Below are 12,025 nucleotides of genomic sequence, written 5' to 3' on the forward strand. Positions count from 1 at the left end.
CGGCAGTCCGGCTGACCGGGCTCCCTTCCGGAGGGGAGCCGGGAGCTCGGTCAGTCCGCACCAACGGGCACCGCCCGGCACGACAGGGCACCGCCCGGCACCACCACAACTGAATCGCTACGGATCGACGTCGTCGCCCATCGGGCCCACGGCCCCGGCCTCAAAGGAGGTACGAAGGTACGGAATCAGCTCAGAACAGGTCCGGGCACCACGGTCGCCTGGACGTGCGGAGCAGGGCGTCGGCAACGGAGGCGGCGCCCTCTCGTTCTTCCCGCACCCGCCCCAGCGCGGCGAGCCGCACCGCCGACTCGTCGCCCAGCCACAGCGCCGCCAGTTCGCCCACGTCCAGCGTGAGGTCGGCGGCCCGTGTCGTCGGCGCGCAGGACGCGCCGTCCGGCCCCGCGTCGAGCGCGTACCGGCCGGCCGACAGCCCGTCCCGGTCCGTGACCTCCAGGACCAGCGTCCCCGAACCCGCGTAGGTGCGGGCCTCCAGAGCCCGTACGACGTCCAGGACGCGCACCCACAGCCAGTCCGACTGGGTGGTGATGCGCGCGGCGCGCGGATCGGGCAGGAAGTGCGGCAGCAGGTCGTCGGGAGCCCGCCAGCCCGTCTTGACCCGGGCGATCCAGTCGATCGAGCAGAGGTACCGCCACAGTGCGCGCTCGGCCCGCGGGGTGACCGCCATGAGCCAGTTCACGTCGGCCGTGTTCAACGGCTGCTTGGCGTCACCCCAGTTGTCGTCCGCCTCGTACGAGACCAGGCCCTCGACCTCGCCCTCGGCCGAGCGGTACATCGCGTAGAACGGCTCGGTCCACGGCGAGCGGTCCAGCACGAGCGCGCCGGTGTTGGCCTGCCACCAGCGGTCGTCACGGCTGACCGCGCCGGGCTGGGCGCGGCGGAGCCGCTCGTGCAGTTCGGGGCCGGTCTTGCGGACGTCCTCGCCGTCCACCAGGTCGATGCGGCCGCCGTCGTCCGGGCCCGCCCAGCGGGGATCCAGGCCCGTGCGCGGTACGTCGATGGTCCACTGGGCGGTGCTGGTGGCGGGACCGAAGCCGTACCGGCCGTAGATCGGGTACTCCGCCGCGATCAGGGTCGCGACGACGTCTCCCCGCTCCTTCGCCGCCGCCAGGTCGGCCGCCATCATGTGGCTGAGCAGGCCGCGGCGGCGGTGCGTGGCGGTGACCGTGACGTTCGTGATGGCGTCGGCGGGTACGGCGGCACCGCCGACGACGGTGAGCTCCTGCGGGAAGGACCGGAACGTCGCCACGCACCGGGCACCGTCGAAGGCGCCCAGGGTGCGCTCGGGCACGATGTAGGAGCTGCGGTCCGCGAGCTCCCGCTCCGACACGGCCGGCGACCGCAGGAACCCTGTGTTCAGCGCGCGGATCCAGTCCGCGATCTCGGCCTCGGTGATCGCTCGTACGTCTGTGGTGTCGCGGGGGCTCATGGCGCCACGCTAGGTGTACGGCGCGGCGGATGTCGCGACGTTTTTCACCGCACCACCCCGCCGCCCGCGTCCCGCCCCGGTGCGGACCGGGCGCGTTCCGTCAGAACGCCACCCGGATCTCCCCCACCTCGCGGCCCCCGCCCAGCAGCGGCGAGCGGCCGATGCGTGAGACGACCGGGGCGTCCACGCCGAGCAGGCCGAGCGCGCGGGCCAGCACCGGTCCCAGGGCGCGGCCCCCACCGTCGTCGATCTTGAAGGCGAGGGCGCGGCCGTCCGGCAGAGCCACCGCCTGGACGGCCTCCGCGCCCATCTTGGACAGGGCGCCCGGGATCTCCCGCATCAGCCAGGTGTCGGGGCGGCGCGTACCGGCGACGTACTCGGGGTGGGCGCGCATCGCGTCGGCGACACGGCGCTCGGCGGAGCCGGGGGCCGCGAGGACGAAGGAGCGGAAGGCGCGGGCGAGGCCGGTGAGGCTGATGGCCATCAGCGGTGCCCCGCAGCCGTCCGTGCCGACCGCGGCGACGGGCTCGCCCGCCGCCTCCTCGACCACGGAGTGGATCAGCTGCTGGAGGGGGTGCGCGGGGTCGAGGTAGGACTCGGTGGGCCAGCCGCGCTGTGCGCACACCGCGAGCATCGCCGTGTGCTTGCCGGAGCAGTTCATGGTGACGCGGTCGCGGACCTCGCCGGTGGCCAGGTAGGTCTCGGCCTCGGCCGGGTCGAGCGGCAGGTCCGGCGGGCACTGGAGCTGGGTGGCGGCGAGCCCGTGCTCGTCCAGCATCTTGTGGACGAGATCGCGGTGGAAGGTCTCGCCGGAGTGGCTGGCGGCGGCGAGGGCGAGCCGCTCCCCGGCCAGGTCGAGGCCGGCGCGCAGCACGCCGGCCGCCTGCATGGGCTTGTTCGACGAGCGGGGGAAGACCGGCGCGGTCACGTCGCCGAGCGCCAGCTCGACCGTCCCGTCCGCGGCGAGCAGTACCAGGCTGCCGCGGTGCCGCCCCTCGACGAATCCGGAGCGCACGATCTCGGCGAGGACGGGGTGCGCTGGCGCCGGGGCGGGCTCGCGGGATATGGCGGGGTCTGCGGTGGTGCGGGCGGGAACGGCGGACATCGGCGGTGGCCTTCCGGGACGGGGACCCGTTCAGGCGGCCGGACCCGGAACGTCGCCGGATCCGGGGCCGGGCTCTCGCGCACCGGGCATTTCGGGCCGGGACACGGTCGCCGCCGCCACGGAACCCGGCACCGGGCCCGGTCGCGGCCGTCGCGGACGCGGACCGGTCCCGCCGGGCCGGGCACGGCGCCGCCACCACGTCCCGGATCTCCCGGGCGGGGGCTCGGCCACCGCCACCACGGCCCCGGTCACCGGGCCGCGTGCGACCACCGCCACCGCGGCCCCGGGTCTTCCCGGGCGGCGGCGCGGGAGCCCCGGATCCGGTCCGGCCGGCCGGGAGGTCCCCGGGCCCGGCCGGCCCCGGGGGGCCGCCGCGACCGCCGCACGGCCCCGGGATCACCGGGGCCGCCGCGTCACATGAGCAGGTCGTCTACTTGTGCTTCTCCCTCACGGTACCTGCGGGCGATCTCGGCGCTGCAGTCGTCGGCCGTGCGCTGGAGCTGCTGGCGCCGCCGGGAGACCTGCTGCTCGTAGCGGACGAGCCGTCCCAGGCCCGCGGCGAGCTCCTCGTCGGTGCGGGCGTCGAGGTCGGAGAGCTCGACCTCGGCGAGCATGTCGGCGGCCAGCCGCCGGTACTCCTCGCCATGGGGTGTGCCCACGGTCACGTGGCGGGCCGACGAGCGGTGCCGGGCGGGCGCGTCCGTGAGGATCTCCGGGAGCCGTGCGACGACCGACACCTCCACGGAGTCGGGAGCCTCGGGCCCGCCCGGCTCCGGTGAGGGGATCCGCAGGCCGCCGCGGCGGGCCAGTTCCGCCCGCAGGATGTCGATGCGTCCCTGCAGGAGCCGCCGCACATAGCTGAGGTCGGCCTCGTCGCGCTGGGCGTCCCGGCGCAGCGTGCGCAGTTCGGGCAACCGGAGCACGGCCAGGTCGTGCGGGGGCGGGCCGACGGACAGGGGGCTGTCGGTGCGCTGCGCCGGCGGCCGCGCGGCCGCCCTTCCGGCCCGTGGGCTCGTCCGGGTCAATGACACGGCTGCGGGCGGCTGCCCGGTACCAGGTGTGCTCATCTGCCTCTACCGTCCCCTCGACCGGCGCGGTCCACCCCACGTATGCACCGCAACACACTGCATCGTGCCATCCCAAGTGGTCGCTATGTGACCGAGTGCCCCCGATCGGCCCCAGATGGGGGGTTAGCGCCCCCGGAAATCACGCGAAGGGAGCCGGGCGCGCGTGGACGTCCGCGCAGCGCCCACGCGGGGCTCGCACGGCGCCCGTGGCAGAACTGCGCGGCGTGCGGGACGACCCGCGCGACACCTCTCGGGCGCGGCCCGAGGCGCGTGACGGGACCCGTACGGCACGCGTGGAGGCGACTGATGAAGGCGGGGCCCGCGATGCGGGTGAGGCGCGTGAGAGCCCGCGCGACGTCGCGGCGCGGCGGCACGGCATCATGGGCGGCATGCGTGCGGTGGTGCAGAGGGTGGACGGCGCGAGCGTCGTCGTGGAGGGCGAGACGGTCGGCGAGATCACCGGTGAGGGACTGTGCGTCCTCATCGGGGTCACGCACGAGGACACCAAGGAGAAGGCGGCCCAACTCGCCCGCAAACTCTGGTCCATCCGGATGCTGACGGACGAGAGGTCCTGCTCCGACGTCGACGCTCCGCTGCTCGTCATCAGCCAGTTCACGCTGTACGGCGACGCCCGCAAGGGCCGCCGCCCCACCTGGAACGCGGCAGCGCCCGGCGATGTGGCGGAACCCCTCGTCGACGAGGTCGTCGCCCAGCTCCGCGCGCTGGGCGCGACGGTGGCGACGGGCCGCTTCGGCGCGCAGATGCGGGTCTCGCTGACGAACGACGGCCCGTTCACCGTGCTGCTGGAAATGTGACCGCGGGGCACCGCCCCGCGGTCAGGAGCCGAGAGCCGGGCTAGGGCTCGACCACGACCTCCTGGGCGGCCGCCGTCGAGTCCGCCATGAGCGGCGCGTCCACCGGCACGTTCCGCTTCACCAGGGCCAGGGCGACGGGGCCCAGTTCGTGGTGGCGTACGGACGTGGTGATGAAGCCGATCTTGCGGCCGTCGGGGCCGTCGGCCGCGAGTCGCAGTTCGGTGCCGTGCGGCGGCAGATGCACCTCGCTGCCGTCGAGGTGCAGGAAGACGAGGCGGCGCGGGGGCTTGCCCAGGTTCTGCACGCGGGCGACGGTCTCCTGACCGCGGTAGCAGCCCTTCTGGAGGTGCACCGCGGTGCCGATCCAGCCCAGTTCGTGCGGGATGGTGCGGTGGTCGGTCTCGAAGCCGAGCCGGGGACGGTGGTGCTCCACCCGCAGCGCCTCGTAGGCGAGCAGCCCGGCGGGCGGCCCGTGCTTCGCGGCGTCCTCGGCGTACGGCTCCAGGTCGGAGCGCGGGAGGAAGAGGTCACGGCCGTACGGCGTCTCACGCACGACGACGCCCTCGGGGACCTCGGCGATGGAGCCGGCGGGAAGATGCACCACCGCGAACTCGGCCGTCGAGTCGGCGACTTCGACGCGGTAGAAGAACTTCATCGACTCCAGGTACGCGATCAGCGCCTCCTGGGTGCCCGGCTCCGTGTGCATCCACACCGTCTCACCGTCGTCGACGAGGTACAGCGCGTGCTCGATGTGGCCGTGCGCGGAGAGGATCAGCGCCTCGGTGGCACGGCCCACCGGGAGGTCCGTGACGTGTTGTGTGAGCAGCAGGTGCAGCCAGCTCAGCCGGTCCTCCCCGGTGACGGTGACGACACCGCGGTGGGAGAGGTCGACGAAGCCCGCGCCGTCGGCGAGGGCGCGCTGCTCGCGGAACAGGTCGCCGTAGTGGGCGGCGACGCCTTCGTCCACGCCCTCGGCGGGGACAGCGCCGGGCAGGGACAGCAGGGGGCTCTTCATGCGCCTAGCCTACGACTTGGTAGTTGAACTCTTGAGGGTGCAGTCACGGCAGCGCCCGAAGATCGCGAAATGCTTCATGTCCGTCTCGAAGCCGAAGGTCTCGCGCAGCTTCGCGGTGAACTCGGCGGCGACCGACACGTCGGCCTCGATGACGTTCGTGCAGTCGCGGCACACCAGGTGGATGTGGTGGTGCCGGTCCGCGAGGTGGTACGTCGGCGCGCCGTGTCCGAGGTGCGCGTGACTGACCAGCCCCAGCTCCTCGAGGAGTTCGAGGGTCCGGTACACCGTGGAAATGTTGACCCCCGACGCCGTCTTCCTCACTTCCACGAGGATGTCGTCGGGGGTCGCGTGTTCCAGGGTGTCCACGGCTTCGAGCACGAGTTGCCGCTGCGGGGTCAGCCGGTAGCCGCGCTGCCGCAGATCGCTCTTCCAGTCGGTGCTCACCACACCAGAGAGTCTAGGACCACTCCGGGAGACGATGACTACTTGAAGAACGCGATGCCGTCGTCCGGCATGTCGTCGGGCAGGGCCTTCGCCCAGCGCTCGACGTCCTCCGGGGTGACGACCTTCTTCAGGTGCGCGGACATGTAGGGGCGCAGCTCGACGTCCGGGGTCTGCTTCTCGCCGACCCACATGAGGTCGCTCTTCACGTAGCCGTACAGACGCTTGCCGCCGCTGTACGGGCCGGACGCGGCGGTGCGCGCCACGGCGTCCGTGACCAGGTCGATCTGCGGCTTCTTGTCGGCCAGCTCGCCGTACCAGATCTCGACGACGCCGTCGTCACGGGTCATCACGGCCTCGACCTTGCGGTCGGCGTCGACGCGCCAGAAGCCGGACTCGCTCTCCAGCGGCCTGACCTTGTTCCCGTCGGCGTCGAGCACCCAGGTGTGCGAGTGGTACTCCAGGAAGTCGCGCCCGTCGTGTGTGAACGTGACCTCCTGCCCGAAGTTGCACTTCTCGGAGCCGGGGAAGTCGTGAACGCCCGCGCCGGCCCAGGTGCCGAGCAGGAAGGCGAGGGGGACCAGGTCCTTGTGGAGGTCCGACGGGATCTCGATCATGAGCAGCTCAGAAGTCTCGTAGCGTCAGTTCGGTGACTGCGGTCAGCGCTGGCCCTGGTACAGCTTCTTCACGGTCAGACCGGCGAAGGCGAGCACGCCGACGCAGACCAGGACCAGCAGGGTTTCGAAGAAGATCTCCACAGGGTGCTCCTCGGATGAGCGGATCGGCGGTACACAAGGCCGGGCCCCAGCTTACGCGGCTGGGGCCCGGCTCTCTCGGTCAGGTACGCCCTCGTGGGGCCGCCCGGCTCAGCGGAGCAGCTGACTCTGCAGGATCACCGTCTGCTGGAACGGGACCGCCTTCGCAAGGCCCTTGTGGGACTGCACGACGAGGGCGACGGTGTCGCCCGCCGACAGGTACGCCTCCCGGACCTGCTCGGCGCCGTACGGCTTGCTCTCCGTGTACGCGAACCGGGTGATCTCGTCGACCGCGGCGCGATCCGGGAACTTCTCGTCCCGCTCGGTGCCGGTGACACCGCGCACCGCGAACTGCGCCGAGTCGTAGTTCGCGAGCTGGGTGGAGGCCAGGTCCTCCGCGACGGTCGCGGTGTCGAACTGGAGCAGATAGATCCGCGTCCGCGTGCCGTCGGGCGTGGTCCAGCCGCGCGCGGCGATGTGCCGCAGGCCGTAGTCGGTCAGCAGCTGGCCGACGGTGTCCCGGTCGGTCTTCTCGGCGTACTCGGCCAGGAACGCCTTCCGCGTCAGCCAGCCGTCCTCGCCGCGCAGCGCCGCGTCGGCCTTCGCGCCCTTGGGCGCGGGCAGCACGAGCTCGCGCAGGTCGGCGTAGTGGCTGCCGCTCGCGTTCGTCTCGGCGAACGGACCCGGACTGCCGGACGGCAGCGGCGGCTTGCTGATCGTCGGGTAGTCCCAGCGTCCGTCGGCCTGCGTCGCCAGACCCGGTACGTCGGTGCGCTCCATCCGCGTGATGCCGTACGCGGCGGCCGTACCGACCGCCGCGAAGACCACGGTGGCGGCCGTCCAGCGCAGCACGGCGCGCAGGACCCTGCGGTCCTTCTTCACCTTCACCGCGCTCGCCTCGGGCCCCTGGCCCTCAGCCGTCACGGGCACGGGCACCTGTCCGTCGGCCGTCGCGGGCACCTGGCCCTGGACGGGGGCGGGCGGCGCCTGCGGCAGGTCCGGCACGGGCGGGGCCACCGGGGCCGGCGGCGCCTGGACCGCGGCCGGCGGTGCGGCCGGGGCCTGCGGCTCCGCGGGGGCGGGCGACTCGCTCTGGAGCGGAGCGGCCGTGGCCTCCGGCTCCGCGGGCGTCCCGGTCGGTGTCGTCTGCTCGGTCATACCGCCTCCCCCGGCTCCTCGATGCGGTCGAGCTGCTCGCGCAGGAGCTTCGCGACCCCCTTGGTGTTCAGTGGCTTCGCCGCGTACGCGGTGGCGCTGACCAGCACGTCGCCCTGGTAGGCGGAGCAGACCATCATGTCGAGCTTCTCCTCCTTGTCCTTGGGCGGCAGGAAGCACTTGGCGTTCTTGTGGCCCTCGATCTTCGGCCCGTGCCGGAAGACGGAGAGGGCCTCCAGGAACTCGTTCTGGAACGTCGACATGTTCCGCACGGCCCGCTTGTCCTCGATCTGCGCCAGCTCGACGCTGACGGTGTAGGTGCCATCGTCGTCGAGCGTGGAGCCCCCGTAGAGGTAGCTGCGCATCGCCATGCCCTTGGTGTGCTGCTTGTCGATCTCCTTCTCGATCCGCCGCCGCTGGGAGCGGGGCAGATCGCGGACCGACTCCTTGCGCAGGGCGGCCGCCTCGCCGCCGCTGAGCGCGGTGTCCGAGCCGAACCCGGCGATGTCGGGGCCCCGGGTCCAGCCGTCGTCGTACGGCACGAGCATGGAGGCGAGGGACGAGGAGCTCTTCGCCGCCTTGGCCTCCTCCTTCTGCCCCTTGGGGAACTTCCAGGTGGGCGCGCCCGCGTCGCGGTCGGCGTCCTGGACCGTCACGACGGTGTAGCCGACACCGCCGACGAGCGCGCCGACGAGGACGAGGGAGCCGACGACGGCGGCGACACGGCCACGGCGTACGGGCTTCTTCGCGGGCGCGGGCTCCTGGGCGGGGTCCTGTGCCGGTGCCGGGGCGACATCCTGCGCGGGTGCCGGGGCGACATCCTGCGCGGGAGCCGGGGCGACATCCTGCGCGGGAGCCGGGGCGACATCCTGCGCGGGAGCCGGGGCGCTGTCCATGGGGGTCGCGGGCCGCTGCGCCGGGGTCGCGGGCTGCTGCGGGGGTTCCGGGGTCGTCGGTTGCTCGGTCACAGCCGCTCCATCTGCCGCTTGGCCAGGTCCATGATCTTGGACTTCGGGATCGGCTTGGTGTCGTAGATCCAGATCTCCATGGCGATGTCACCGCGCGAGGCGGACGCCTGCGCCTTGTAGAGGGGCAGGTAGCCGGCCTTCCTCTCGACCTTGAAGAGGTAGACCATGCCGTCGCCCGCGCCCGGGATGGGCCAGCTGCTGGTGTCGTCCGTGTTCCACCAGGAGACGCGGTCGGAGGCCCCGAGGCTCTCCTCCTGGCGGTACTGCACCAGCCGGATCTCGACGCTCTGGTTGCTGCCGACCAGCCAGCTGGTGCCGGCGGCCCGGCGGTACTCCGACTTGACGAGGTCGCCGAACTCGCGGCCCGAGTTCTCCAGCTGGTCGGCGTAGTCGGCCATGTTCAGCCAGCCGTCCTCGCCGGGCTCCCAATCGGGCACCTTCGTGCCCTTGGGCCGCTTGATCAGCAGCTTGCGCAGGTCGCCGTCGGTCTTCACCCGGCGGTCCTGGGCGGCGGACAGCGGCTCGGGGCCTTTGCCCTTGGCCTGCGCCACCACCGGCTGCGACAGCGGCGGCAGCTTGGTGGGCTCGCGGTCGGCCTGCACCAGATAGCCGGCGCAGGTCCCGGCGACGAGGCCGAGCACGGCCGCCGTGGCGACGAGCAGAGTCGTACGGCCGCGCCGGCGCGCGGGCCGCACCGTGGTGCCGTCCGGCCCGGCCGGCACGGCGGACGACTCGGCCGGCACGGCGGACGACTCCGTCGGCACGCTGGCGGACTCCGTCGGCACGGCGGCGGACTCCGTCGGCTCGGCGGACGGTACGTCGGCCGGCTGGGCCGGCGCGGACGGACCGGCCCCGCCCGGAGCGGCCGTGCCGGAATCGGCAACCGGCACAACTCCAGGTACGACCGGTCTTTCAGGTGTTTCGGGTCCTTCAGGTACTTCCATGACGTCCCCCCACAGAACGTGAAGCGCAGATTCCGTATCCGCGCGCACAGGAGACCCATGGCTCATGCATGGAGTTGTACGGGACTTGATTACGATTCGGACTACCATTCGGCCATGGCGAAAAAGCTCGTGATCAAGGTGACGGCGGGGGCCGACGCCCCGGAGCGCTGCTCACAGGCGTTCACCGTCGCGGCGGTGGCCGTGGCCAGTGGCGTCGAGGTCTCCCTGTGGCTGACCGGCGAGTCCTCGTGGTTCGCCCTGCCGGGCCGCGCGGCCGAGTTCGAGCTTCCGCACGCCGCACCGCTGCCCGACCTGATCGACTCGATCCTGGCGGGTGGCCGCATCACCCTGTGCACCCAGTGCGCCGCACGGCGGGAGATCACGGAGGACGACGTCCTCAAGGGCGTCCGGATCGCGGGCGCGCAGGTCTTCGTCCAGGAGGCGATGGCGGACGGCACCCAGGCCCTCGTCTACTGACACCGCCGGGGGCGGCAGGGGCGCGGGCTCACTGGCGCGGCTTCTTGCCGTCCAGCTCGTCCCACCACTTGTCGGACTCGGGATCGCCGGAGGGATCGTCCCACCAGCGGTCCTCGGGGCCGCGCCGGTTGGCCACCATCGCGGCCACCGGAGGAATCACCATCGCCACCACGCACATGCCCACGGCCACGGGAATCGACCAGAGGCGCACGACTCCCCAGGCCAGGACGAAGAGCCCGATGCACGTCCCCATCATGGCGAAGTACACGTGACGCCTGCGTGCGTACATACCACCAGCGTAGGCCCGTGGAAGCCGGGTGGCGCAGGGATGCGCGGGCCCCGGGCAAGCCGAAGGGCCGCACCCCGATCCGGTAAGCGTCCAACCCCCGGGGGTGCGGCCCTTCGGCCGTTCTGGCGGTGCCGTCAGACGGCGATCGCGACCTCGGCGAGGCCGCCGGTCTGGGCGACGACCGTGCGGTCGGCGCTGCCGCCCGGGACCAGGGCGCGCACGGTCCAGGTGCCCTCGGCCGCGTAGAAGCGGAACTGCCCGGTCGCCGAGGTCGGGACCTCGGCGGTGAACTCGCCGGTCGAGTCCAGCAGGCGGACGTAACCCGTCACCGGCTGGCCGTCGCGGGTCACCTGGCCCTGGATCGTGGTCTCACCGGGCTTGATCGTCGAGGCGTCGGGGCCGCCGGCCTTCGCTCCACACATATTTCGATTCCGTCCTTCAGGCCTTGGGGGTTACTTGTTGGCGCCGAGCTCGATCGGCACGCCGACGAGGGAGCCGTACTCGGTCCAGGAGCCGTCGTAGTTCTTGACGTTCTCCACACCGAGCAGCTCGTGCAGCACGAACCAGGTGAGCGCCGAGCGCTCACCGATGCGGCAGTAGGCGATCGTGTCCTTGGCCAGGTCGACCTGCTCGTCGGCGTAGAGCTCCTTGAGCTCGTCGTCCGACTTGAAGGTGCCGTCGTCGTTGGCGTTCTTCGACCACGGGATGTTGCGGGCGGTCGGGACGTGGCCCGGACGCTGGGACTGCTCCTGCGGCAGGTGGGCCGGGGCGAGCAGCTTGCCGCTGAACTCGTCGGGCGAACGGACGTCGACCAGGTTCTGCGAGCCGATCGCGGCGACGACGTCGTCGCGGAAGGCGCGGATCGCGGTGTTCTGGGCCTTCGCCTTGTAGTCGGTGGCGGCGCGCTCGGGCACCTGCGAGCCGTCGACGAGGTCGCGGGAGTCGAGCTCCCACTTCTTGCGGCCGCCGTCGAGGAGCTTCACGTTCTCGTGGCCGTAGAGCTTGAAGTACCAGTAGGCGTACGACGCGAACCAGTTGTTGTTGCCGCCGTAGAGGACGACGAGCGTGTCGTTGCCGATGCCCTTCGACGACAGGAGCTTCTCGAAGCCCTCCTGGTCGATGAAGTCACGGCGCACCGGGTCCTGGAGGTCCTTGGTCCAGTCGATCCGGATGGCGTTCTTGATGTGGTTCTTCTCGTACGCCGACGTGTCCTCGTCGACCTCGACGACGGCCACGTTCGGGTCGTCCAGGTGGTCCTGGACCCAGTCGGCGTCTACCAGGACGTCGCTGCGGCTCATGCTCTTTCTCCTCCGGGGCAGTTGCGGCGGGGCGGGGCGTTAGAGAGAAATGCGCGGTCATGCCGGTGAGGGCTGCGCGGCGCAGGGGTGGCCCCGACGAGAGAGGTCGAGGGCCCGGCTCGCGGAAGTCGGAACGCTTCCGCTCAGAAGGTGCGACAGAGCATGGCGGCGACGCGGCACAGGTCGACTGCCCGCCGCTTCGTGAGATCCGCCTGTCGCTTCATGCGTCCGATCGTAGGGACGGACAGG

The 12,025-nt window shown here is 72.1% G+C and carries 15 protein-coding genes; 2 read left to right on the forward strand and 13 right to left on the reverse strand.

Annotated elements, in window-relative coordinates:
* Positions 1–190: 190 nt before the first annotated feature.
* The 3 genes from ABEB03_RS13320 to ABEB03_RS13330 form a co-directional block, all read right to left on the reverse strand.
* A complete protein-coding gene (locus ABEB03_RS13320; RefSeq protein ID WP_345646815.1) occupies positions 191–1,447 on the reverse strand; it encodes a GNAT family N-acetyltransferase in 1,257 nt (418 codons plus the stop codon).
* 100 nt (positions 1,448–1,547) lie between these two features.
* Positions 1,548–2,552, reverse strand: coding sequence for an asparaginase (locus tag ABEB03_RS13325; RefSeq protein ID WP_345646818.1), 1,005 nt, complete (start codon positions 2,550–2,552; stop codon positions 1,548–1,550).
* A gap of 413 nt (positions 2,553–2,965) precedes the next feature.
* Positions 2,966–3,619, reverse strand: a complete 654-nt coding sequence (locus ABEB03_RS13330; protein ID WP_345646821.1) for an RsiG family protein — start codon at positions 3,617–3,619, stop codon at positions 2,966–2,968.
* A gap of 389 nt (positions 3,620–4,008) precedes the next feature.
* Here ABEB03_RS13330 and dtd point away from each other — a divergent pair, with 389 nt between their 5' ends.
* Positions 4,009–4,434 (forward strand): D-aminoacyl-tRNA deacylase, encoded by a 426-nt coding sequence (gene dtd / locus ABEB03_RS13335; RefSeq protein ID WP_345647047.1) that lies wholly within the window; start codon positions 4,009–4,011, stop codon positions 4,432–4,434.
* A gap of 40 nt (positions 4,435–4,474) precedes the next feature.
* Here dtd and ygfZ read toward each other — a convergent pair whose 3' ends face one another.
* From ygfZ to ABEB03_RS13365, 6 genes are all read right to left on the reverse strand, one after another.
* Positions 4,475–5,449 (reverse strand): CAF17-like 4Fe-4S cluster assembly/insertion protein YgfZ, encoded by a 975-nt coding sequence (gene ygfZ / locus ABEB03_RS13340; RefSeq protein ID WP_345646824.1) that lies wholly within the window; start codon positions 5,447–5,449, stop codon positions 4,475–4,477.
* Between the two features lie 9 nt (positions 5,450–5,458).
* Entirely contained in the window at positions 5,459–5,896 is a 438-nt protein-coding gene (locus ABEB03_RS13345) for a Fur family transcriptional regulator (protein WP_028804350.1), read from the reverse strand.
* 35 nt (positions 5,897–5,931) lie between these two features.
* Complete coding sequence (locus ABEB03_RS13350) at positions 5,932–6,507, reverse strand: heme-binding beta-barrel domain-containing protein (protein WP_345646827.1); 576 nt, start codon at positions 6,505–6,507, stop codon at positions 5,932–5,934.
* Positions 6,508–6,756: 249 nt separating this feature from the next.
* Positions 6,757–7,803 (reverse strand): hypothetical protein, encoded by a 1,047-nt coding sequence (locus ABEB03_RS13355; protein ID WP_345646830.1) that lies wholly within the window; start codon positions 7,801–7,803, stop codon positions 6,757–6,759.
* Entirely contained in the window at positions 7,800–8,768 is a 969-nt protein-coding gene (locus ABEB03_RS13360) for a hypothetical protein (RefSeq protein ID WP_345646833.1), read from the reverse strand. The genes ABEB03_RS13355 and ABEB03_RS13360 overlap by 4 nt, the downstream gene beginning before the upstream one ends.
* Complete coding sequence (locus tag ABEB03_RS13365) at positions 8,765–9,553, reverse strand: hypothetical protein (protein WP_345646836.1); 789 nt, start codon at positions 9,551–9,553, stop codon at positions 8,765–8,767. Before ABEB03_RS13365 ends, ABEB03_RS13360 begins: the two co-directional genes overlap by 4 nt.
* 273 nt (positions 9,554–9,826) lie before the next feature.
* On the opposite strand from ABEB03_RS13365, the gene ABEB03_RS13370 reads away from it, so the two are divergent.
* Positions 9,827–10,189: a DsrE family protein gene (locus ABEB03_RS13370; protein ID WP_345646838.1), complete on the forward strand. Its 363-nt coding sequence runs from the start codon at positions 9,827–9,829 to the stop codon at positions 10,187–10,189.
* Between the two features lie 28 nt (positions 10,190–10,217).
* Here ABEB03_RS13370 and ABEB03_RS13375 read toward each other — a convergent pair whose 3' ends face one another.
* From ABEB03_RS13375 to ABEB03_RS45325, 4 genes are all read right to left on the reverse strand, one after another.
* A complete protein-coding gene (locus ABEB03_RS13375) occupies positions 10,218–10,478 on the reverse strand; it encodes a DUF3099 domain-containing protein (RefSeq protein WP_028804344.1) in 261 nt (86 codons plus the stop codon).
* A 134-nt stretch (positions 10,479–10,612) separates the two neighbouring features.
* Positions 10,613–10,900: a DUF1416 domain-containing protein gene (locus tag ABEB03_RS13380; RefSeq protein WP_028804343.1), complete on the reverse strand. Its 288-nt coding sequence runs from the start codon at positions 10,898–10,900 to the stop codon at positions 10,613–10,615.
* A 30-nt stretch (positions 10,901–10,930) separates the two neighbouring features.
* Entirely contained in the window at positions 10,931–11,776 is an 846-nt protein-coding gene (locus ABEB03_RS13385) for a sulfurtransferase (protein WP_095935208.1), read from the reverse strand.
* Between the two features lie 143 nt (positions 11,777–11,919).
* Positions 11,920–12,000 carry a putative leader peptide gene (locus ABEB03_RS45325; RefSeq protein WP_350310325.1) on the reverse strand — a complete coding sequence of 27 codons (81 nt, stop codon included), beginning with the start codon at positions 11,998–12,000 and terminating at the stop codon, positions 11,920–11,922.
* Positions 12,001–12,025 lie beyond the last annotated feature (25 nt).

It is taken from the genome of Streptomyces siamensis, from assembly GCF_039543605.1.
GTDB lineage: Bacteria > Actinomycetota > Actinomycetes > Streptomycetales > Streptomycetaceae > Streptomyces > Streptomyces siamensis.

What these genes read in the sequence shown, in the direction of transcription:
- ABEB03_RS13385 (WP_095935208.1), bottom strand. Translation starts at nt 11,776, where the DNA reads ATGAGCCGCAGCGACGTCCTGGTAGACGCCGACTGGGTCCAGGACCAC.
- ABEB03_RS13320 (WP_345646815.1), bottom strand. Translation starts at nt 1,447, where the DNA reads ATGAGCCCCCGCGACACCACAGACGTACGAGCGATCACCGAGGCCGAG.
- ABEB03_RS13325 (WP_345646818.1), bottom strand. Translation starts at nt 2,552, where the DNA reads ATGTCCGCCGTTCCCGCCCGCACCACCGCAGACCCCGCCATATCCCGC.
- ygfZ (WP_345646824.1), bottom strand. Translation starts at nt 5,449, where the DNA reads ATGAAGAGCCCCCTGCTGTCCCTGCCCGGCGCTGTCCCCGCCGAGGGC.
- ABEB03_RS13375 (WP_028804344.1), bottom strand. Translation starts at nt 10,478, where the DNA reads ATGTACGCACGCAGGCGTCACGTGTACTTCGCCATGATGGGGACGTGC.
- ABEB03_RS45325 (WP_350310325.1), bottom strand. Translation starts at nt 12,000, where the DNA reads ATGAAGCGACAGGCGGATCTCACGAAGCGGCGGGCAGTCGACCTGTGC.
- ABEB03_RS13355 (WP_345646830.1), bottom strand. Translation starts at nt 7,803, where the DNA reads ATGACCGAGCAGACGACACCGACCGGGACGCCCGCGGAGCCGGAGGCC.
- ABEB03_RS13330 (WP_345646821.1), bottom strand. Translation starts at nt 3,619, where the DNA reads ATGAGCACACCTGGTACCGGGCAGCCGCCCGCAGCCGTGTCATTGACC.
- ABEB03_RS13350 (WP_345646827.1), bottom strand. Translation starts at nt 6,507, where the DNA reads ATGATCGAGATCCCGTCGGACCTCCACAAGGACCTGGTCCCCCTCGCC.
- dtd (WP_345647047.1), top strand. Translation starts at nt 4,009, where the DNA reads ATGCGTGCGGTGGTGCAGAGGGTGGACGGCGCGAGCGTCGTCGTGGAG.
- ABEB03_RS13380 (WP_028804343.1), bottom strand. Translation starts at nt 10,900, where the DNA reads ATGTGTGGAGCGAAGGCCGGCGGCCCCGACGCCTCGACGATCAAGCCC.
- ABEB03_RS13370 (WP_345646838.1), top strand. Translation starts at nt 9,827, where the DNA reads ATGGCGAAAAAGCTCGTGATCAAGGTGACGGCGGGGGCCGACGCCCCG.